Origin of the sequence: Pedobacter sp. R-06 (assembly GCF_049913135.1) — a bacterium.
In the GTDB taxonomy this organism is placed as follows: domain Bacteria; phylum Bacteroidota; class Bacteroidia; order Sphingobacteriales; family Sphingobacteriaceae; genus Pedobacter.
In genome coordinates, this window is sequence record NZ_CP183977.1 from 1,925,960 (window position 1) to 1,945,968 (window position 20,009).

At 38.2% G+C, this 20,009-nt stretch carries 20 protein-coding genes; 11 read left to right on the forward strand and 9 right to left on the reverse strand.

Annotation, left to right across the window (positions count from 1 at the left end; translation table 11 throughout):
* Positions 1-4: 4 nt before the first annotated feature.
* Both ACN9MR_RS07810 and ACN9MR_RS07815 read right to left on the reverse strand, forming a co-directional pair.
* A complete protein-coding gene (locus ACN9MR_RS07810) occupies positions 5-340 on the reverse strand; it encodes an STAS-like domain-containing protein (RefSeq protein WP_426329049.1) in 336 nt (111 codons plus the stop codon).
* 91 nt (positions 341-431) lie between these two features.
* A complete protein-coding gene (locus ACN9MR_RS07815; RefSeq protein ID WP_426329050.1) occupies positions 432-1,301 on the reverse strand; it encodes a hypothetical protein in 870 nt (289 codons plus the stop codon).
* Between the two features lie 616 nt (positions 1,302-1,917).
* Here ACN9MR_RS07815 and ACN9MR_RS07820 point away from each other — a divergent pair.
* The 3 genes from ACN9MR_RS07820 to ACN9MR_RS07830 all read left to right on the forward strand — a co-directional run bounded on the left by ACN9MR_RS07820 (position 1,918) and on the right by ACN9MR_RS07830 (position 6,079).
* The gene (locus ACN9MR_RS07820) at positions 1,918-2,817 is read left to right on the forward strand and encodes a hypothetical protein (RefSeq protein WP_426329051.1); all 900 of its coding nucleotides are present in this window, start codon (positions 1,918-1,920) and stop codon (positions 2,815-2,817) included.
* Between the two features lie 502 nt (positions 2,818-3,319).
* Positions 3,320-5,059 (forward strand): DUF4209 domain-containing protein, encoded by a 1,740-nt coding sequence (locus ACN9MR_RS07825; RefSeq protein WP_426329052.1) that lies wholly within the window; start codon positions 3,320-3,322, stop codon positions 5,057-5,059.
* Between the two features lie 30 nt (positions 5,060-5,089).
* Complete coding sequence (locus ACN9MR_RS07830; protein ID WP_426329053.1) at positions 5,090-6,079, forward strand: hypothetical protein; 990 nt, start codon at positions 5,090-5,092, stop codon at positions 6,077-6,079.
* Between the two features lie 3 nt (positions 6,080-6,082).
* Here the strand turns inward: ACN9MR_RS07830 and ACN9MR_RS07835 are convergent, their stop codons facing one another.
* Positions 6,083-6,559, reverse strand: coding sequence for a hypothetical protein (locus ACN9MR_RS07835; RefSeq protein WP_426329054.1), 477 nt, complete (start codon positions 6,557-6,559; stop codon positions 6,083-6,085).
* A 97-nt stretch (positions 6,560-6,656) separates the two neighbouring features.
* On the opposite strand from ACN9MR_RS07835, the gene ACN9MR_RS07840 reads away from it, so the two are divergent.
* The 3 genes from ACN9MR_RS07840 to ACN9MR_RS07850 are packed head-to-tail and all read left to right on the forward strand — an operon-like array spanning position 6,657 to position 9,230.
* On the forward strand, positions 6,657-7,148 hold the full coding sequence (locus ACN9MR_RS07840) for a hypothetical protein (protein WP_426329055.1): 492 nt from the start codon (positions 6,657-6,659) through the stop codon (positions 7,146-7,148).
* A gap of 38 nt (positions 7,149-7,186) precedes the next feature.
* Positions 7,187-7,489, forward strand: a complete 303-nt coding sequence (locus tag ACN9MR_RS07845; RefSeq protein ID WP_426329056.1) for a hypothetical protein — start codon at positions 7,187-7,189, stop codon at positions 7,487-7,489.
* Positions 7,490-7,526: 37 nt separating this feature from the next.
* Positions 7,527-9,230, forward strand: a complete 1,704-nt coding sequence (locus ACN9MR_RS07850) for a hypothetical protein (protein ID WP_426329057.1) — start codon at positions 7,527-7,529, stop codon at positions 9,228-9,230.
* A 143-nt stretch (positions 9,231-9,373) separates the two neighbouring features.
* On the opposite strand, the gene ACN9MR_RS07855 is transcribed toward ACN9MR_RS07850, so the two are convergent.
* Complete coding sequence (locus tag ACN9MR_RS07855) at positions 9,374-12,280, reverse strand: TrlF family AAA-like ATPase (RefSeq protein WP_426329058.1); 2,907 nt, start codon at positions 12,278-12,280, stop codon at positions 9,374-9,376.
* A gap of 642 nt (positions 12,281-12,922) precedes the next feature.
* Here ACN9MR_RS07855 and ACN9MR_RS07860 point away from each other — a divergent pair.
* From ACN9MR_RS07860 to ACN9MR_RS07870, 3 genes are all read left to right on the forward strand, one after another.
* The gene (locus ACN9MR_RS07860) at positions 12,923-13,303 is read left to right on the forward strand and encodes a single-stranded DNA-binding protein (protein WP_426329059.1); all 381 of its coding nucleotides are present in this window, start codon (positions 12,923-12,925) and stop codon (positions 13,301-13,303) included.
* 105 nt (positions 13,304-13,408) lie between these two features.
* Positions 13,409-14,494, forward strand: coding sequence for a DUF932 domain-containing protein (locus ACN9MR_RS07865; RefSeq protein ID WP_426329060.1), 1,086 nt, complete (start codon positions 13,409-13,411; stop codon positions 14,492-14,494).
* Positions 14,495-14,536: 42 nt separating this feature from the next.
* Positions 14,537-14,761 carry a hypothetical protein gene (locus ACN9MR_RS07870; RefSeq protein ID WP_426329061.1) on the forward strand — a complete coding sequence of 75 codons (225 nt, stop codon included), beginning with the start codon at positions 14,537-14,539 and terminating at the stop codon, positions 14,759-14,761.
* Between the two features lie 305 nt (positions 14,762-15,066).
* Here ACN9MR_RS07870 and ACN9MR_RS07875 read toward each other — a convergent pair whose 3' ends face one another.
* From ACN9MR_RS07875 to ACN9MR_RS07885, 3 genes are all read right to left on the reverse strand, one after another.
* Positions 15,067-15,375 carry a hypothetical protein gene (locus tag ACN9MR_RS07875; RefSeq protein ID WP_426329062.1) on the reverse strand — a complete coding sequence of 103 codons (309 nt, stop codon included), beginning with the start codon at positions 15,373-15,375 and terminating at the stop codon, positions 15,067-15,069.
* Between the two features lie 382 nt (positions 15,376-15,757).
* Complete coding sequence (locus tag ACN9MR_RS07880) at positions 15,758-16,330, reverse strand: hypothetical protein (protein ID WP_426329063.1); 573 nt, start codon at positions 16,328-16,330, stop codon at positions 15,758-15,760.
* A 62-nt stretch (positions 16,331-16,392) separates the two neighbouring features.
* Complete coding sequence (locus ACN9MR_RS07885) at positions 16,393-17,466, reverse strand: sensor histidine kinase (RefSeq protein ID WP_426329064.1); 1,074 nt, start codon at positions 17,464-17,466, stop codon at positions 16,393-16,395.
* Positions 17,467-17,559: 93 nt separating this feature from the next.
* On the opposite strand from ACN9MR_RS07885, the gene ACN9MR_RS07890 reads away from it, so the two are divergent.
* Positions 17,560-17,703: a hypothetical protein gene (locus ACN9MR_RS07890; RefSeq protein ID WP_230145082.1), complete on the forward strand. Its 144-nt coding sequence runs from the start codon at positions 17,560-17,562 to the stop codon at positions 17,701-17,703.
* Between the two features lie 11 nt (positions 17,704-17,714).
* Here ACN9MR_RS07890 and ACN9MR_RS07895 read toward each other — a convergent pair whose 3' ends face one another.
* Positions 17,715-18,443 (reverse strand): LytR/AlgR family response regulator transcription factor, encoded by a 729-nt coding sequence (locus ACN9MR_RS07895; protein ID WP_426329065.1) that lies wholly within the window; start codon positions 18,441-18,443, stop codon positions 17,715-17,717.
* Between the two features lie 103 nt (positions 18,444-18,546).
* Positions 18,547-18,810 carry a helix-turn-helix domain-containing protein gene (locus ACN9MR_RS07900; protein ID WP_426329066.1) on the reverse strand — a complete coding sequence of 88 codons (264 nt, stop codon included), beginning with the start codon at positions 18,808-18,810 and terminating at the stop codon, positions 18,547-18,549.
* Positions 18,811-19,433: 623 nt separating this feature from the next.
* Between ACN9MR_RS07900 and ACN9MR_RS07905 the strand changes: the two genes are divergently transcribed.
* Positions 19,434-20,009, forward strand: coding sequence for a TlpA family protein disulfide reductase (locus ACN9MR_RS07905; protein ID WP_426329067.1), 576 nt, complete (start codon positions 19,434-19,436; stop codon positions 20,007-20,009).

The following is a 20,009-nucleotide window of genomic DNA, read 5'->3' on the forward strand; positions in this document are numbered from 1 at the left end:
GATTTTAGGCGTAAGCCTCTTCTCTGTAAGCCTGGTAGTTAGATTTGTTCCTGAAATTATCCCACATGTCATTATACTTATCCATAAAATTAAGGATCTGTGCATAACTGTCCGGGTGTATAAATTTCTTGACACTATCCTCTCCAAACTCTGCAAGAAGTTTTCCGAAAGAAGCATTAAGGAATAATGTTGAACACCTTTTGATTTCAGAGAAGTCAATTGTGATTTCATCTTCTATTTGTTTTGAGATATTCTTTTTGACTTCCTGATACAGCGCTAATCCATCATCATGCAAAGATGCATTTTGACTTTTTAAGATTTCATGTACGCTAATTTTCATTTTGGAGTGATTTATTTGCAATTTATATTACTAAAATTGTGCCAATCGTTACGGAGTGCAAAGGTAATAAAATTTTCCTTTTTATTATTTTTTATGAAAGTAATACTTTTTTGTTGAATTCCAAACTAATTGAAGACCCAGTGAACATTTTTTTTAACTGGCTAATGCCTTGGGGTTTCATAGCAATGTTTTGGGCCATTTCTTTACTGCACCAATTTGCATCACCACTGAAAATCTGGATTCCACCCTTATTTTCTGAAAGATATTCGTGTAGGTTTTTCAGTCCTTTACCTCCCGGGGCATCAGGTTTGGTACTATTGCCATCAATCGCCCAAAGTATAGCGTCACCACTATTGGCAATAATGTCCGGCTTTATATGCTTAATTTTTTTGTAAAAACCTACGCCCAGATCACAGATCGTAAACCTGATTATTTCTTGCTTGGGAAAATGCTGGCCACAGACAAAAAAGGGAAATTCAGTCTCGGCATGTTTGTCGATATTACCATAGATTTCTATAAGATCGTCTATCAGTTTTTCTTTGATTTCAGTACTAAACTTGGGCATTGCCTTGTGCGATAACAATTCATTGTCCAGATAATCGGTAAACTCATCTTTTTGCTTTGGATAAAAGCCTTTGAAAGGAATGCTTGAGCTTTCTTTGTAAAGGTTTACGTTCTGCTCAATTTTAAGGAAATCATTATGGAACAAAACTGAGCACTTCTTGGTGACCTCGGCGGCATCTATACCAAACTTTAGGTTGTTGTCCTGTGTCAGACGAAATATCAGTGCACCCAATAACGCGCACAGGTTTCCGTCCAGCCACAACAGGTTGTCCAGTTTGATATGGATTACACAGTCCGTAAACTTTTTACAGTCTTCATAAAAATCAAGCAATTGCTTAACACCCACAGAGTTTGTGTAGATTCCATCTTGCCCTAAATAAACTTCCTGAGTTTGCAACTGTTTGGTTTTAATAAAGTGGCAAATATTGCGATTTTTTTTAACATTCGGATTACATTACATTACTTAATCCTAAGGAAATAATCTTCAACTAGTATTTATGCTGAATAATTTATTAATCAAACCATGAAGAATATACAGATTTTAAACTTGGAAGAAGGTTTCGAAGACTGGTATGATGACGTTATTCTGCCATTTGACAGGGATGTTGATTGTTATTTATATAAAGACTTCTGAGGTGGATCTTGAACTTAGCAAATTACCTCATGCTTTAACTATATGTACTCAGGAAGGACATGGCTGCAAGCATTGGAAAATTTAAAAAGATTTAATTACAAACCTGATACATTGGACTTTCTTAAAACAACAATAATTAAAGCTAGAAAGGTCAATGATGATATCACCATCTTCGATCACCACAGGCCAATTATGGCTAGATTTCTTGGTTTAAAAACAATAATGGCAAAATTGGATATTTACAAAAGACGAATAGATTGTATTTAGATTCTATCTAGCTAATCTGTTCTGGGTTATCAGATAACAATGTTCAGAAATAAATTGGTATCACTTATCATGATTTGTTATTTTATGTCATGCTTATTTTTAGTTTTGAAACATGAACTACATTCTCCACAACATTTCTCATTCTGATTTCTTTGAAACACTTGCTAAAATTGCCCATTCCGCGATGCAATTGAAGGATGAGGAAGATTTAGCCGCTGAAGATTTTAAAAAACAAACTGACGAATTAATTTTGGCCGCTCAGGACCATATCGGAAACCACATCTGCCCCAATACAGTAGACATCCTCGATTTATTAAGTACACATTATACCCATGAATATGACTTTGATTATGCTTTCTATGAATTTGATAAGGAACCTAAGATCCGTAAAGAGATACAGCGATTGGGAAAATTTCATCACAGCCTTAAAGAGTTAATCGGATATCTTCAGGTAATTGATACCCTCATCGATAAAGACAACCGTCCCAAAATTGAAAGCGTATTGGAAAAGAATGACTTTGTGTTGTCAAAACTGCATACTTTATTTAGCGGCGGCTTTTATTCCATTCTGCTAATCCTGAAGTTTAATAACATAGCATATCGGTCAGGAGAACCCAGAGAAATTGCAGAAGACTTATCCCGCCGGGGATACGTGGCCATTGAAAACCAGTACGGGGAATCCAGCTTAGTTAAAATATCAATTAAAGGAGCCAGTTACATAGAAAGAAAGGCCAAACAAACCAAAAATAGGAAATCCGGCGCCGATCTTGATAAAAAACTAAATAGTGTTATTGAACATTTGAATAGGATTGGCCTTGGGCAAGAAATCATCTTTGATGAAATCGGAGAACTAAAAGAATTACAACATACCTTATCAAAAAAAAACTGGTCACAATTACTTAAAGGTAAACTGATTGACCTGGCTCTGGATAAAATCATCAGTACCGAAACGGCAACTTTCATCTACGAGTACCTAACCAACGGAAATTTAAAGCTGCTGAAATTTCCCTAAGGAGCTATCTCCAAAGACTTACAGGGCACTTAATACTCATTTAAGGCCGCGCAAAAATAAGGCCTATCTCAATGGAATAGCCTAAAAGCAGCTAATAATCGATAACTAATTAATTCTCATGACATTTATCCTTTTTATTCAAATAATCCCATTTTCTATTTCGAGCTTCGAATGCCCCTTGTTCTTAAACATTTTACCGTCTGTATCACTTGGCAAAATGTTAAGTCTGTTCCAGTTTTTCAAATAATCTGTAGTTTCAGCTAGGCCAATGTCAGTTTTTAAAGAGCTGAAATTCAATCAACAATTATTAAGGCGGGCTAGTTAAATACTGTTTCGATTATACCTAAATAAAACTGGGAAACTGGTTCTTTTTATTCTATTTCCTAGATCTTAATTCCAGGTCCTAGCCCATAAAACAACATGCTGTCAACAGTAATCATAATTATTGCCTTTATCGTAATTAAGTCTCATCTTTAGACATATCTTTTTAACACAGCAAACGATGGACTTATTTAGCGCTTTCGAACAACGTCCTCTTCAGGCGATAAACGAAATAGATGTCGCACGCAAACTACAGGAGCAGCTCAAAACCATAAACTTAGAAACTGAACCTAAGTTATATGCTGATATGCTGGCATTTCAGTTTTTAGACAATTACAGTAGCCAACCTTCGACTTGGGGTGGTCACTACCAACCTTCGAGATATATTCAGACAGATACCGGTTATGAGCCATACCCGAATCCGGGATTGATAACAACTACAGTTCTCGAATTCTGGCAAAAACAAGCAGATATCCTCGCCCATCCCGTGCTTTGTACCAGGTTTTCAGGATTGCTATATGAATTTACCCAAACAATCACAGGTACAAAAGTCAGCTATCTAACAGCCCAAAAGTACTCTACCGCATTAATTGAAACAGTTGAAGAAAAACTATATACCATCGAAAAATACGCTGTAAAAAAATTAGCAAAAGCCCTTGAGGTTGCCTCCAGCTATAATAGCAACCCGCTAATTCAAAGGATCAAAACTCAGATTTTTGCCCTCGAACAACCTATCCCAATCACAGAAGAAAAAAATAAATGGGGTTTTACCTTCGACTTACTGCTGAACGGAAAAAAGAACTGGCTTGATCAAAAAGAAGAGTTACAGGTTATAAATACCCTTGAATCCCGTCTTGAATATCTTAAAAATGTCGATCCCTGGGCAAGTGCTTCATCAGCTAACAGACTCGCACAGTATTATCAGAAAAAAGAGAAACCTGATGAGGTAAAAAGAGTAATTCTTGAATTAGGTCATGCTTATCAGAAAAAAGCAGCGACAGAAATATCCATGCAGGCAGCCGGACAATTAGACGAATTATTGCACATATACCGGAAGTACCAACTGCACACCGAAGCGGCCAAAGTATTGATCCAGCTCCGCGAACTGGGAAAAAAATCCAATGAGGAAATGAAATCCGTCATTTCGGAACATACCATTGATACCACCGAACTTAAAGAACATTTAGAGAAGATTATGGTGGGTGACCCCGAAACAGTTTTTCCCTTAATTGTCGAAATGTTGATACCCCAATTGGAAATCACTAAAAAGGAGTTAAACGATACCGCTATAAAGCACCCGATCCCATACCTGATCACAAACACATTGGTCGACGAAAAAGGAAGGCCTGTTGCGCAGATTGGGCCCATTAAAACGGATTTTGAAGGCCATTTGGCACAACATTCCGGGCGTCAACTTTACATGCAAAGCCTGTTAACCCATCTATTATTTACCCTGGCGACGGACAAAGGCTATCTAAGCCCAGAGAACACGATGGCATTTCTGAAGAAATCTTGCATCTTAGAACCAGAACGGTTCGACATCATTTCACGTGGCATAGAAGCATTTTTTCAAAAGGATTACCAGATTTTTGCACACCTGATCATCCCACAGTTCGAAGAAGCGATCCGTAACCTCCTGGAGATAAATGGCGGAAATATATTAGTAGATAAAAATAAAGCATACCAATTAAAAACCTTCCACCAATTACTCGATGACCCAATAATCCTGCAGGTTTTTGGTGAAAGTACAATCCATTATCTCAAAATCCTTTTCACCGATCCCAGAGGCTGGAACCTGCGGAACAGGATATCGCATGGTATGATTGCACCAAACCTGATCAATACACATACCGCACAGCGGCTATTTCATGCGTTATTGATCTTAGGCATGATCCGTTTAATAGAAAAACCAATAGCGTAAGTAAATATAATAAACACATCACCGCCCAAAATGCCAACAACCTTCGAAATTGCCCAATTACTAATTGAAAAACTAAAAGATGGGATTCCTGTAGAACAAGCCAAAAATGAGCTTGAAATCAAAAGCGAACGGTGGTTTGCAATTAGCGCTAAAGCATACGCCCTATATTTGGCTGACGCAGAAAAACAGCGTGATCAAGATATCCTAAAGAAAAATGTTTCTGCAACCTCAAATCAGGAAATCCGGCAAATCTTAACACTTAATGAAAAGTTAGCAGACTATGCACTGTTGCTGCATAGCCTGGCAACCATGGCAGACTTTGAATATATAAGTGATCTAGCAGAAAATCTGCCGCAATCCGAAACAAACACCCTGGAATACTTAAGTAAACAATCTATGCACCCGGGCTTCAGGGCAAGACAAAAAAAAGGCAGATTCGAAACACTAACGCCATTTAAACCATTTGTTCAGATCATTGATGCTGCCCTAATCTGTTTTTATAGGCAAAATTATATCAGTGCCTATTTAACCTTAGCTCCGGTAATTGAAGGAGTTTTGCTGCGATGGACAGGATATAACGGCACAGGCAATAAACCAGAGTTTGATGAACACCGTAAATTCTTTAAAAGATCCCACATTCGGCAACCATGCCCTAGTAATGTACTTTTTCACAATGTATATAATAAGGGATGCGACAAAATCTTAAATGACCATCTGTTTAAGCCAACCCAAAGCGGAGACTCCCATTCCAATTTCAACAGGCATCTGGCTGCCCATTTACTTAATGACAACCACTTCGCAACCTGGGAGAATTGTAACAGGCTGTTTTTGCTTTTAGATACCATGAGCGAAATCTATGTGTACGAAACCAGGGAGCCGGATCCCCGTTTTAATATACATACAGATGACCTCAAAGCTGATGTCGAAATTTATGCTGGGCTGATACTAGACACTCAGTTAAAAAATGTTACCGAAAAAATATTATTACAAGAGCACCTTAAACCTAAAGAAAGCCGGTAATTCTCACCCAAATTCAAGATTGGGAACATGTGCTACAAGTGTTTCAAAATGATCTTTGGATAACCAGATATTGGTTTTAAACCGGACATATTCAGCATCTTCATTGATATAATAATACCAATAGAATTTACCGCGACCTTTATTTTGTGCAGCCATTACATGATGCAATATCGATTTTGAAACAATCACATAACTTGATCCTTCGGCATCAATAAATTCAGTAACATCCAAATCATCCAAAGTTACCTCCTGGGTAATAGGATTTTCAGCATCCATAAGTTCTGCGTTAGTAAACTTGAAGGTGTGCTGATTAAGTTCAGGCTTTCGGTATTCTTTAATATCAGCATCAAAACCAAAGGTGACCGAGGGCAAATATTTAGCTTCTTTATCGCCATTGATTGATATCCACGTTTTCTGATAATCATCTTCTTTCCAATACCATTGGGGATTTCTGACTGAGATGTTAATTTGTATTTTCATAACTGGGCTCTAAGCAATAAAATTAAGCTATCAATTACAATATATACCCATTATTTTCCCAAAACTTACTATTTTCGGTAATAACCAAACATAAAACATGAACTCATTATTATTTGGAGGTGCACAAAGCGTCGGAAAAACTGAAACTATATTTAGACTAACCAATTATCTGCTGAGCAAAGGCTTTGTTGATGTACTTTCAACAGTACCTGCTGTACCGATACCACCTGCAAAAGTACCCGACTACAAAGCTATCCTAAAAGGGACAAACAAGCTTGGGCAGGCTATCAAAATCATTATAAACTCAGCAACCGATACCCCAGGCCTGATCTGGGATTTTAAGAACGTATACGACACCAATGGAAGCCACTTCGATATACTAATCAGTTCCGTGCGAGATGGGCATCACTGGCCTAGAGCAGAATTCTTTAGTATCATGGGCCTAAATCCGGCTTCACCGAATAATATAGAAATACCACTTGCAAGAATTACCCGGCGTGCTCATTTCGATAAGGCACTAAATTGGTACGAGGAAAAACTCGACCTACTTGCCCAGCATACACTTTCAAATGCACCCTTTAACATCTGATACGGATAAAAATCAAGACATTAACTACAAAAAATCCAATGCAAAATTTCAACGCCAAAACCTATATACCCCATAATTTCCACTTACTAAAAAAGGCAGACCTAGTTCCTGTTCACCATCGTGAAAAAAATGAGTGGATCGGGGAAGCGGTCATTACAGACAACATAGATGAAGAATACCTACTGGAATTTCGCTTGACTGAACCTGTTGAAGAAGATCTGTATGCCACCATTACGCAAGAGAAGTCAAATGGAATTGTATCCAGGCCTGCTTACGTATCCCTGTCAAAAGACCAGATTTATGGCAGGTTTACGCAAACTATTGGTCAGCAGCAAGAATAATATTTTTCGTAAATTAGGTAAATTAAAATTTCTTTAAATGAAGAACGCTCCCAACTCTCTTGAAACCCAGAATAAATATGCATATAATGTAAAAGACGACATCATTTACATCCGTGAGGCAAAAAGTGGCAGAAACGGTTATTTCTGCATGGGATGTAAAAAGGAAATGCAAGCTGTAATCGTAAAAATCCAACATCATGAATCTTATTTTCGTCATGATGCAAAAGCAGTTAAACATCATGGTAAGTGCACTTTTTCCGATGAAACCTATCGGCACAAGCTCGCAAAAGAAGCGCTTCAATTAACAAAACGCATTAAAGTACCGGCAGTTTACAAATATTCACCTTCGGGTGATGGACAGGTCATGCTCATCAGTGAATCAAAATTCATCGAAGCACATACCGTATCCAACGAACTGCAATTTTATGAGGACCAGGATGGAAACGTCATGTGGGGCAGAAATTCCGGAACAGATAAACACCTGATTATTCAGCCAGATGTTACTTTTTTTGATGCAGATAACAACCCCATTTTATTAATCGAAATTGTGGTTACCCATAAACCGGATCCGGATAAGCTTTTAAAAATCTTAAGATTAGGCATTGATACCATCTCGGTTACCATCCCCAGAGACTCTCCGGAAAGCATTGCAGAAACCTTTAATAAAACAGACCGTACCAAATGGATATACAATTATGAGCAAGAATCAACCGAATATATACAACTTTCCGACGGAGATACAGAGAGAATACTACATTTTGATGAAGAGCAAAGAAAGCTTTTTGCAGAATCTCTCAAATGCAGAAAGGCGCAGATTAACAACCTTATACGACGAATTAGTGTCTGTTTGGAATCTCAACAATTCAGAAGCGTTACAGCAAACCTTAAATCAGAAATATCAAGAATTGAGGGAAACACAGAACAATTACGATCTAAACTTGACCAGGAAACAGACCAGTATAGACAAGGAATTCGAACAAGAGATAGAAAACAGGACGATGATTTTAGAGCAGCAAGAGGTAGAAATAAAGAAACAATCGACGAAATTAACGGCCAGCAAACAGATTTGGAAGAAAGATATTTTGACAAAGCAGGAAAGCTTGAATCAGAGAAAGAACTTCTTGAATCTAGAATCCAAAAAGAAATCGCAAGCCATGGTGGAAATGGAAAAGATTTTGAGCGAAGAAAAGCAAATCTTATCCTACAAGGAGAATTCCTTGAACAATCTATTAGAATGGGAGAACAACGAATTAATGGAATCCTTGCTACAAGAGCAGAACTTCCAGGCAGATATGAACATTCTGGAAGAGAGCTGGTCGAAAATTTTAAACGCCAAATTCAGTCAGAAGAAGGAGATATTGCTAAACAACAAGGAATTCGAGAACAGCTCCCGATCAGATATGAACAAATTAGAGCAGAAATTATCCAGCGAAACAGAGAACTTAAAGAACTTGAAGAACAAGCTATCAGAGGAGAACAAGAATTTAGAGCAACCCTACCTGATCGATTTAAGCGCGAAGGAGAAGAACTTGAAAACCAATTTGAGCAATTACGTCAATCAACAATTAGCGGCATTGAGGCAAGAGATTATCAGCGAAATCCCCAATTGTCCCAAGGATATCAAGGACTTGTTTCTGCAACAGGACAGCTACACACTATCATTGAAAAACAACGCATTAACAAAAGAAACCGATCAATTAAAGAATTTCTTGAAAAGGGAACATACAAAACACGGTTTTAAAAGCATCGAAAAATTAGAAGAGGAATACGACCGTTACCTTTCTTGCCAATAAAAAGTCTGATGCAATTGTAATCAGACTTTACACTTATGGCTATCAATCATTTAAAATAATTAACCTGCAATGACGGTTTTATTTCATCAGTTTATTTGATAGAATATTTACGCTCGCGCTGTTTGAATGCTTCATCCCCGCCTTCAAGTATATCGCAGGCGTGTTCTTTAATCCCTTGCTGCAACAACACTTCTTGAGTACTAGAATTATTCAAGAAAGAATGTTCTATAGAGCCGTTAACATAAGAGAACCTGGTTGATGAACTTGAATTGTTAGAATCTTGCCCGGACTGATTGGCAACTATAATATTTTCAGCATCAGTTGCCACAACCAAATTTGCATTGTGTGAAACAATAATTATCTGCCTATCCCGCTTTTTTTGTTTGATCATGGTACATAACAGATCATAAATAGTACGGTTATCAAGATTGTCTTCCGGCTGATCAATTAGAATTGGAAATTCGGACGAGCTAATCTGCAAGAATAGGATTAGCAGAACTGTTCCTTTTTTACCAGGGGACATGCTTAAAAGATCATCATTTTTATAGGTAACACTGTAATCCAGTTCAAAGTTATCCTCCACTAGCCCCTTTAGTACATCATCTAAGGTAATTCTCATTTTTAGCGGAATAAATTCAGCATCAGCACTACCAAACAGCAACTTATTATCCTTTAACCTTAATGGTTTAGCAAAAAATTCTATCAGTCTATCGTAATTAACGTTTCCATCCATGAATAACTGGTAAAATGAGTGATCAGCTGCAATTGCAGCTTTGTTTGCCTGCTCGAATAAGTTAAGGCTATCTTGTTTAAAGAGCAAATTACATTTGAGCGTAATACCATTACCAATATCACTCCTGCTTTTGTTAATTTCCTGGCAAATAGAACTGTAGGCCGCCTTTCTGAGTTTTAAGGTTTCAGAAATTTTAGCCCTTAAATTCTCGTAATCTCCCATTGTAGTGGAAAATTGCTTCTCCAAATTTTGTGCCGATGTTAACTTCGTTTCTTCGGTGCCCAACTGCTTAATCAGTTTTTGTAATTCTTGCTGTCCTTCAATTTTTAAAAGTAAGGGCTTTAACAACGCATTTATTTTATCGATTTCCTGTTTTTCTAAATCCTTATCTTTTTCAGTATCAATTTTATCGATGTTGTTCTTAAGGTTTCCAACCATGGCATCAAAGTCCTTTTTGAGTTGGTCCAAAACATTTTTCAAATCGGCTGGGATCACATTTAATTGATCGGTAACTTTATCAATCGAACCCCTAATGTAAAAAGTATCATTGGGGTCATCAGATCCAAAAAGATTTAATTTCATGGAATTAATTTCGCTCTCAATCTCACCCAATGCTGTCTTCTTACTATCCAACCCCTTAATTAATGCTTCCCGGGCTACCTTATTAGAATTCAGCGAATTGTAATCCTTAAATTCCTGTTCGGTAAGATTAGAGTTTTTTTTCCCAGCATCAACCGCCTTTTTAATACTTTCAATACCAACAGAAATGCTCGAAGATTTACCTATTTCTTTTATTTTTTGTTGAATGTCCAAAAGCGTTGCCCTGGTTTGAAGATAGTTCAATAACATGTTTTCTATCTCTGCAGAAAACTTATCGATTTTAGCCTTATTTTCTTCAAATATTTTTTTGAAATCAGCATCCTGCAATAAAATATTCTCTATTAGGCTATTTAAATCCTCTTTATTATTTCGCTCAACCAAATGGTTAATATACAACTGTGGAATATATGTGATCTTATGGCTTTTGTTGGCAAGCGAACTATCACTTAACTTATCTATTTCCCCGTTTTTCCAGGTAACTGTAAAATCAAAGTTTCCCGGAAGCCTGTATCCCTCAAATTTTAACCGCTGCGAAGCCCGTTCTACTTGTTCCGGATCAATCGCCTTGGCAGCAGAATATATCAACAAAGATTTTCCCGAGGATTTCCCGCCAATAATAGCATTTAGATTATCATTTAGCTGTATCACCTGATTTCCAAAAAGGTTGCTGCTATCTTCAAATGCCAGCTCAGAAATGATAAAGCGGTCATTTTTTATATCTGGTTTGAAAGCTTGAATTCTAACACGATCTTCCGGCTCATACAAGGTTTGCTTAAGTCCCTCAAAAGTAGGATCAGCTTTGATCCAGCAAAATCTATTATCAACCGGACTAAAAATTTTATCATTTGAATGGGCATCACATCCATGAAAACAGGGCATAAGGTTTGAGCATTTAAAAAGCACATCTTCCTTACTATCGGCACCATTTCCCGCAAAATATAAAATATCATTATCGCTTGATGAAAAAATAGCATCCGAAAACTGGTACAAGCTATATCTTGTTGCATCAAGCTGTGTTTTTCCTCCGCCCAATAGAAAATCGGAATGTTTTACCGCACCTGAAACTCCGTCCGTGCCACTATTTGCAACCACAATGATGGTATTGTCACGTAAAGTTTTATCATTCTTAAAAAGAGTTTTCAAAGAACCTATTTCTATTACATACTGCTCATATCCCACTTTGGAAGCACCTTCATCATTAAGTTTCAGATTCCCCGTGTGAGTACGACCCAGGCGTTTAATGTCTTCAGGTGTAGCTGAAAATGTACTACCCGCATACTCAAATTGCAATCTTGCCAAGAAGCGAGTTGTAATTTCATTTTCAATTTTAGGATTAAATATACAATGTAGGTTTATTGGCTTTGCACTTCCAGTAACCGGAGATACCCTTAATTCTACATTAGGCAAAACTAAATCAAAAGATTTAGTGATTTTAGAAGTGCTAATGGCTGCTTTAAAAGTAAAGTAGTTTTCAATGGAAAAGTAATCGGTTATACCGATAACAGAAATATCTTCTGGAGAATCATTAATGCTCTTAAAATATTTTTCCCATTTTTCAGCGGCTGTGACCCCATCAAATTGATCGTTCTTTTTAGTTTCTGGTGTATGAATATGTAAATCCCATCTTCTCCATTCCGAACCTCTTTTAAATTGAGTGTATGACATACTAGTGCGTTAATTAATGTATATTGTGATATAAATATCGTTACTAAACTACAATAATATTTGAAATTATTAATTTGTCACTTTTTGTTTATACCCTCTCACAAATATCCTAAGTAATAATGTCGTCTTGCATAGCCTCTATATGAAAATAACTTTGTTTTTATAAATTACTTTATCTTAATAGTTATCGCAATTTGTTTTAGACAACACATTTTTAAGAACCTCGGTCATCATTTGTTTTATTAACATTTGAAATTATCAATTTGTCACATTTTGTTTAAACACGTAAAGTTTATTTAATGGTGAACAATAGCCCCAACTAACAATGCTAATTAGTAAAATGATTTTGGGCGGCACATTATGTTTTAGACAGAAGTCACAATTTGTTTCGAACACTACAGATTAAACGCGCTTGCACTCTTTCCAATCGAAACGGATAAAAAGGCCGTGAATTTCGGGCGCTCCTTTCTCTGCGAGCGCATAATGTTCTGCTGCGCCGGAACACCCTTCGGGACTTATAGCTCTCCGTTCTCTCTGCACCCGTTTTTCCGGACTTTCTTTTTTTCCGTTTTTTCTTTTGAAAAGATTTTTTGGGAAAAGGAAAGGAAATAAAAAGAATGTAAAACTTAAAATTTTTTGATCATGGAAATTACAGGAAGATTAACAGGAGATGCAACGGTAAAGACGTTGAGGGGAGAACGGAAAGTGGTAAACTTTTCAATTGCAATTAATGACAGCTACAGAAGTGGCGGGGAACAAAAGAAGATTACTACATTTTTTGAGTGTTCATACTGGTTGAACACAGGTATCGCTGAATACCTTAAAAAGGGCGGTTGGGTTCAGCTTTATGGCAGGGTGGGTGCCAATGCATACATCAATGGTAAGGGAGAGGCTAAAGCATCGCTGACCTTTCATACCTCAGAAGTTAAGCTGTTGGGTTCGACGGGAAGTAGTGGGAAGGCAGCGGTGTCAACAGGCAGAAATAGAAGTGAAGGGACACAAAGAAGGAAGAAACGCAGTTAGACAATGCCAAGGCTTTTGATAGAGGTATTCCCCTTTAAAAACTCATTATTTCAGCTACGATTAGCGCACTCAATTTAATCAAACTTTAATTTAAAATTTTTAATCATGTCACATCACTTAAATTATAACAGCAGAACAGATAAACACAGTTTTTTCTCGGTAAAGGAAAAAGCATGGCACGGACTGGGTACCATAGTGGAATCTTATCCCACTTCTGCCGAAGCCTTGAAATTTGCAGGGCTTGATTATACAGTAGAGAAACGGCCTTTGTTTACCGTGGACTCGCATAATCTTGTAACTTTTAAAAGTCCTGATGGGGATAAAATGTATGACGGGTTTTTGCCTGATATTTTAGTGCCGAACTATTATTCAACGGTTAGGACGGACACCGAGGAAGTTCTTGGTGTGGTCGGCAAGGATTACAGAGTGGTTCAGAATACCGAAGCCTTTTCATTTTTTGATAGTATTGTCGGCGGTGGTGATGGTATCCTTTACGAAACTGCAGGTGCATTGGGTAAGGGGGAACGTATTTTTATCACTGCTAAACTGCCCTCTTATATTAAGGTGGGAAAGGATGACCTCATCGAGCAGTACTTGTTTCTCACCACCTCGCACGATGGTTTTGGGAGTATCACCGCGGCTTTTACGCCCGTGCGGATCGTCTGTAACAATACGCTTAATGCCGCATTGAAAAATTCTTCTAATGTTGTTCGAATCCGTCATTCTTCGGGGGCTAACGACAGGCTTAAACAGGCGCATACCCTCATGGGTATTTCGGGTAGGATCGGGTACGAAATAGAATCCATTTTTAACCATTGGTCTAGGGTGCGCATTACCGATGCCGAACTAAAAAAGCTGGTGCAGACGGCAATGGCACCGAACAGGGAGGTTCTGGACAAGCTGCAAAAAGGGCTGATCGATGAGGCTTCAGGCGTATATAAAAATATCGTAGATGAAGTTTATACCTATGCCATGAGCGCACCGTCACAGTTGATCGATACCACCAAAGGCACACTTTTCGGGGCGTATAATGCGGTGACGGGCTACTATCAGAATGCCCGAAAGTTTAAGGATAGCGAAGCCAAATTTAAATCCATTATTGAGGGAACAGCTAAGCAAAGGGGACAGTCAGCCTTTGACCTTTGTTTAGACCTTGGGAAAAGTGGCAATATAGCCTTTCAGCTAAATTAATTCATCGGGAGCGGTGCTGCCGCTCCCATAAAACTTAAGATCATGAGTAGGTTAACAGAAAATACAGATTATTGCGCTTTACTGGAAATTGCGCAGACCTTGCCACATTTCGATAATTTATCAGATATGGACATGTCGGCAGGGGATGCTGTTCGCATCCGCCATGCAGAGCACATTATTAAAGATGTGATCGGGAACAATGGGTATGGAATCTTGTATAGAAGTAAGCGCATAGCGCTTAGAAAAATAAAGAGGATAAAACAATAAGAACAAATTTTGGTAAGCATCATTCCTATGGCAGATGGTACGGGTTGGTATTATGGAAAACCGTGGTTTTTTCTGAACCTTGACAGTTTTTGTTCATAGAAAATACCGATGTAGGGTTTCAAAAAAACGTTCGGCGGCGGGCTTCGCCCGCCCGTTTTTCGGCATCGGTTTTCCGTGGCGCATTGCCTGGTCAAAAACCGACTGCCGCTTTAAGATGTGCCTAAATTGGCAATGTAGTCTTTTAATGAGTTGGACTCACTAACGATTCATAGTATTTGCCGATTTTTATCGAGTTATTTACTGATTCAATCATTATCGTAGATATCATATTCACTGCTGGACAGTACCTCGAATTTTTTGTAAAATTCACCCCGATGGTAAAACATGTAGGTAACCGGGCTGGTTTTTAAGCCTGTTCCCGCAATATGCCAGTCTGATTCACATATTATTTCCATCAATTGGTCGTCCGTAAAATGGTATATCTCTTCATTTTGCACATAAATCAATATACAGTTGTTTTTGCCTGCAGTAACCAGCCATCCGCGCTGACTGAAATATTCGGCCAGAAGCAACGCTCTTGCCTTAACAAATTCGCTTGACTCATTTATTTCCATGTAAACAAAATAATTAAAAAATCCGAAACTTAAAAGTCTTGCTTCAACTATGGTAAGGGAATGGATATGTTGGTGTTTTCAGGAGAAATCTGCAATATTTTACTTTATAGTCGGAGAGTGGGATAAGCCTGATGATAAGAAAGGCAAGCTTGAGATTTTCCTTTAACGATAAGTCTCGTTTTGAAAAGCAAAAAAGAGATAATCAAATTAATGATTACCCCCATCTAAATTAACGCTCTCAACCGAAAGTTGATGTAAGGCTCTCACCCCTTACAAAACAATTATACGCAAAAAAAGGCAAACTAGTTTTTAATGCCAGAAATAATTTTTTCGCATGCGGGCCTTCTGTAAGACACCATTGATTAATCCCAATAGGCGTTCTTTAAAGTTTATAGGTATAACTTATTTTCCTTTTTGTATACTGGTAGGCGTTATTTTTGTCCAGCATGGCCAGTTCATCGATATAGCGGTTTGCCATAGCTTTGTAGTTGTCAAACAACTTTTTTCTGGATGTCATCTGTACCTTGCTGAACATCCAGGATTCATCGTTCGTAAAACGGAAGCAGAGTTCACTATAAATCTGAGCCCTAAGCTGCTTTGCCCTGAAATCCTGCATGCCCATCTTTATTGCGTTTTCTATCTGTGTTTTTGCCCTGGTCAGGTTTTCTAAAGTACCTTTAGTATGTTGATAGGGCTCTGCCAACATCTGATTATACAGATAATATATAAGTGCACGGTTAAAAAGGCTGGTGGTGTCGTTGGAATTTCTGGCTAGGTTTTTATCCAGGCTGTCTGCCACTTTTATATATTTGTCTTTGGGCGGTACATTGAGTAGATTGCTTTCAACGGTAATTAGCAGGCCATTGACACTTTTGGTCTGTGGAAGCTGGCCCCAGGATGATAGGAAACTAAATAAGCCAGCTATAAAAATAATTTTTGTGGTTAGTATTTTCATAAGATGATAGATTTTGATACAGTTATATAAGGCTGAAAATGATTGGTTTTGTTAATAGGCCGTCAATCGATCCTCACTTTGATTTCAATTTCAAAATATTGCTCCCTAATCCCATAGTGCATTTTTGCTTTGCCTCCATATGCTATCTCCAATCTTTGGCGTATGTTTTCCAATCCCTTGTGCATGCTGGTCGCTCTGCTTTTTCTATTCGGTAGGTTTCGTGATTGTATGCTAAGGAATTCGCCGCAGTAGCTAATTGCTAGCTTGGCGGGATGTTGGGGATCAAGAAAGATTCCGTGTTTAAATATATTCTCGGCAAGTGTTATCAGTACAAGGGGAATGAACTTTATATTTTCTATGCCGTCTCCAGTTTCAAAACTAAGGCTAAGTTCCTCTTCAAACCGTGTACTGTGAAGCAAGATGAGGCTTTTTACTTGGGTTATCTCTTCTTTCAGGGGGATAGTAGACTCTGTAAACTCACAGTCTAAACTATAACGCATGAGGTCGGATAAGGTCATTACTGCTTCAGCTGCTTTTGGGGAGCTGGCCAATATGTCCTGATAGATAAAGCTGAGTGTATTGAAGAGCAGGTGGGGGTTGATCTGTGCCTTGAGGTAGGAATTTCTTGACTGTTCGAGTTTTGCTTCCATATCCTTTTTGGAAAGCTCGATCTGAAAACTGGCTCTTTCAGCAGCCTCTCTGACCTTGACTTCTTTTAGGTGGACAAGAAACAGATAGTAAAAGGCTGCATTTCCCATAAACAGCGCGGCCCGATATAACACACCAAGGACATATTTGTGACCCATCTCGAGTTCTTGAACAGTCTTCCAGGACTGGTGCTTCAGAATCCTGGTATCGACAATATAATTCAAAAGGAGATAACATAGAAAGGTAAAGCCGCCAAGGAGTGGAAGTTTCCATACCCAGTGAAATGCATTTTCGAACACTCTAGGATAGGCCCAGTGTGCGCAAAAATAAAAGAGCAGGATATTCAAGATATAATGGATAATATAGCTTTCTATATCACCGAACTTACCAGTCGAAAAGCCGACGATAAATATCTCACACAGGATAAAACCTGTCCATCCGATTAGGTGGATCTTTTGCTTTTTTATAAAATTTAGAATTTTGTTCATCACGGCTATAATCGTATTGGTCACCCCTGAATTATCCCCGGTGTAATAACTTTTTTCTGGCGTTTTTCTGCCCCTAGTTTCAGGAAATAAACTATGAAACACCAGCAGAAAAGGCTGAAGAAAAAAACAGTTTTTATCTTCCGCACGGCAGGAGACCGAAATCTCCAGAGTACTGATCCAACAGTGACCAGTCTCACTATTACCGTTACCGGGACACATATTAATGTAGACCGTTAAATTAAGATTTGTTAAACCCGGCCGGTTAACAAAGTCTTTTCTTCTAAAAACTTCAAAAGATTACTTTTATAAGTGCCTCCCATCTGTACCTGATATCCCTGTCCAAGGTTGATCGTGTTGCCCACTATCTTCTGGATTTTTTTTGCGTTGATCACGTGAGAACGGTGTACCCGGTAAAAAAGGTCTTTATTGAAAATCTTTTCTACTTCTTTCAATGTCAGATATACCAGCTCTTTTTTTTCGGCAGTAACCATACTGACGTAGTTTTTTGCACTTTCAAAGTACAGGATATCCTGTTTATGGATTCTGGAAAGTTTCCCCTTTTCACCGGTCTTAAAAAATTTAATGTTTTTTCCCTGTCCGTCGGTTTTGGAAAGTTCGTTATCGATTATACCCATGACCGTTTGGGCAAATTTAGCGAGGTTAATTGGTTTAAGCAGATAATGGTTAGCCCTGACCTCAAAGGCCTCAAGCGACCTGTTATACGCACTGGTAAAGATAATGGACCTGGCCTTTGGCCTGAGTTCCTTCGCGAGTTCTATGCCTGAAAGATGTGGCATTTCAATGTCCAGGAAGATGATGTCAACCTCGTCTTCAGCGGTGATGCCCGAAAGGGCTTCGAGTGGGTTGTTGAAGGTTTTGAACAGTTCAAGATTGGGCATTGAACCGATGTAGGTTTTGAGTAGCGCAATGGCGTGTTTCTCATCGTCGATGATCACGCATCTTATCTTATTTTTCATAAGCTTAAGGTTGGTTTGATGTCAGTTGGATTTATTTCATTTCTTATTTATTGTTAAATGTGAATAATAAGGATATTAAGGTTTTTTGATTAATTAGCAGAATTTACTTCGGATATGTCCTTTCGATTTCTCCAGATATTGGCTTTTCTGGAAAAAAATCTTTGATTGAACATTCAAAGATTTCTGCGATCTTGTTTAGATGGTTTAGGTTATACTTGTCAGGAGTTTTTGTACTTTCAACGTTCCCGACAAATTTTCCGTTTAAGCCCATTAAAACTGACAGTTGCTTTTGGCTAACATTTTTTAAAAGCCTGATCTCCCTCACTTTATCAATTACAAACTGCTCAATTTCAGATGCTTTGCCCATTGAAACTAAGTAAAGAATAATGAAAAAATAGTTTGCCCTACTATAGTAGGGTTTTTGGATTTTTTAGTTATATTTGGAGTGTATTAAATAGGTATTAATAAGAGTCTTGCGGTCGCAATTTCTGACGCCGTGACGTAGGACAGCAGATTAATGCCCATATCTATATGTAGAAATATAATATATTTGTGTTTCGAAATAGATGTGGGAACTGCTGTAATTCCGTGTCACGTAAGGCGTCAGAAACTTTATTGCACCACGGTTTGTAGTTCTCACATTTATTGAGCACATTCCATCAAGACTCGTATAACCAATACGGGTATGAAAAAAAGTAATCCATTTTTCCGAGTGACTGACCAATACTTTAGGTGTGGATTATCTTGCTATTGCCCAGGTATCCTTATTTTTTTATCGTCCCAAATTTCTTTCCTATGTTCATGCCCGTTTGATCGGATGTATGCATTGAAACCCAAAAATCCTGAGTGATGTTGCTTCTGCCTGCAGGTGGCAACGCTTAAATTTCATTATGGATTGGGTATTGGTTCTTAAACCATCTGTAGGTATTTCTATTTGATCTAAAATTGCTTTTAGATCTGTTTTCCTATTAATCAACTAACTGAACAATTATGAAAAAATCGATAATTTTTATCGGAATGGCTGTGCTATGCCTTTTTTTTAAGGGATATACGCAAAGCAAAAAACAAGAAATTGATAGTCCTTACGGTAAAGTCCCATTGAAGGTGGGGGAAAAGGTTCCGGACTTTCTGTTTCAAAATCTGGTGAATGGTGATAGAAAGCCGTTCACTTTGTCTTCACTAAAAGGTAAGGCTTTGATCCTGGATTTCTGGGGGACCTGGTGCAGTAGTTGCATCAAGGGTTTTCCGAAGATGGAGAAATATCAGGAGAAGTATGGTAAGAATCTGCAGGTGCTGTTGGTCAATGATTCAAATGTTGATTCTGTGGAAAATATCGCGCTGTTTCTGGAAAAGAGGATAGCGGATGGTGAGGAGGTCCGCTTGCCGGTAATTTCCGAAAGGACTTTTACGCAGATTCTTTTCCCTCATAAGCTTTATCCCCATGTGGTTTGGATCGGGGCGGACAGGCGTTTGAAGGCGATGACCAATGCCAGGGCGGTAACGGATGAGAATATTGCCAGGCTTATCGCCGGTCTGGATCTTGTTATACCGGTTAAGGAGTTTTAA

Bases quoted from the DNA above. Each gene is read 5' to 3' on its own strand.
- ACN9MR_RS07810 (WP_426329049.1), bottom strand. From the start codon at position 340: ATGAAAATTAGCGTACATGAAATCTTAAAAAGTCAAAATGCATCTTTG.
- ACN9MR_RS07820 (WP_426329051.1), top strand. From the start codon at position 1,918: ATGAACTACATTCTCCACAACATTTCTCATTCTGATTTCTTTGAAACA.
- ACN9MR_RS07825 (WP_426329052.1), top strand. From the start codon at position 3,320: ATGGACTTATTTAGCGCTTTCGAACAACGTCCTCTTCAGGCGATAAAC.
- ACN9MR_RS07830 (WP_426329053.1), top strand. From the start codon at position 5,090: ATGCCAACAACCTTCGAAATTGCCCAATTACTAATTGAAAAACTAAAA.
- ACN9MR_RS07835 (WP_426329054.1), bottom strand. From the start codon at position 6,559: ATGAAAATACAAATTAACATCTCAGTCAGAAATCCCCAATGGTATTGG.
- ACN9MR_RS07840 (WP_426329055.1), top strand. From the start codon at position 6,657: ATGAACTCATTATTATTTGGAGGTGCACAAAGCGTCGGAAAAACTGAA.
- ACN9MR_RS07845 (WP_426329056.1), top strand. From the start codon at position 7,187: ATGCAAAATTTCAACGCCAAAACCTATATACCCCATAATTTCCACTTA.
- ACN9MR_RS07850 (WP_426329057.1), top strand. From the start codon at position 7,527: ATGAAGAACGCTCCCAACTCTCTTGAAACCCAGAATAAATATGCATAT.
- ACN9MR_RS07855 (WP_426329058.1), bottom strand. From the start codon at position 12,280: ATGTCATACACTCAATTTAAAAGAGGTTCGGAATGGAGAAGATGGGAT.
- ACN9MR_RS07860 (WP_426329059.1), top strand. From the start codon at position 12,923: ATGGAAATTACAGGAAGATTAACAGGAGATGCAACGGTAAAGACGTTG.
- ACN9MR_RS07865 (WP_426329060.1), top strand. From the start codon at position 13,409: ATGTCACATCACTTAAATTATAACAGCAGAACAGATAAACACAGTTTT.
- ACN9MR_RS07870 (WP_426329061.1), top strand. From the start codon at position 14,537: ATGAGTAGGTTAACAGAAAATACAGATTATTGCGCTTTACTGGAAATT.
- ACN9MR_RS07875 (WP_426329062.1), bottom strand. From the start codon at position 15,375: ATGGAAATAAATGAGTCAAGCGAATTTGTTAAGGCAAGAGCGTTGCTT.
- ACN9MR_RS07880 (WP_426329063.1), bottom strand. From the start codon at position 16,330: ATGAAAATACTAACCACAAAAATTATTTTTATAGCTGGCTTATTTAGT.
- ACN9MR_RS07885 (WP_426329064.1), bottom strand. From the start codon at position 17,466: ATGAACAAAATTCTAAATTTTATAAAAAAGCAAAAGATCCACCTAATC.
- ACN9MR_RS07890 (WP_230145082.1), top strand. From the start codon at position 17,560: ATGAAACACCAGCAGAAAAGGCTGAAGAAAAAAACAGTTTTTATCTTC.
- ACN9MR_RS07895 (WP_426329065.1), bottom strand. From the start codon at position 18,443: ATGAAAAATAAGATAAGATGCGTGATCATCGACGATGAGAAACACGCC.
- ACN9MR_RS07900 (WP_426329066.1), bottom strand. From the start codon at position 18,810: ATGGGCAAAGCATCTGAAATTGAGCAGTTTGTAATTGATAAAGTGAGG.
- ACN9MR_RS07905 (WP_426329067.1), top strand. From the start codon at position 19,434: ATGAAAAAATCGATAATTTTTATCGGAATGGCTGTGCTATGCCTTTTT.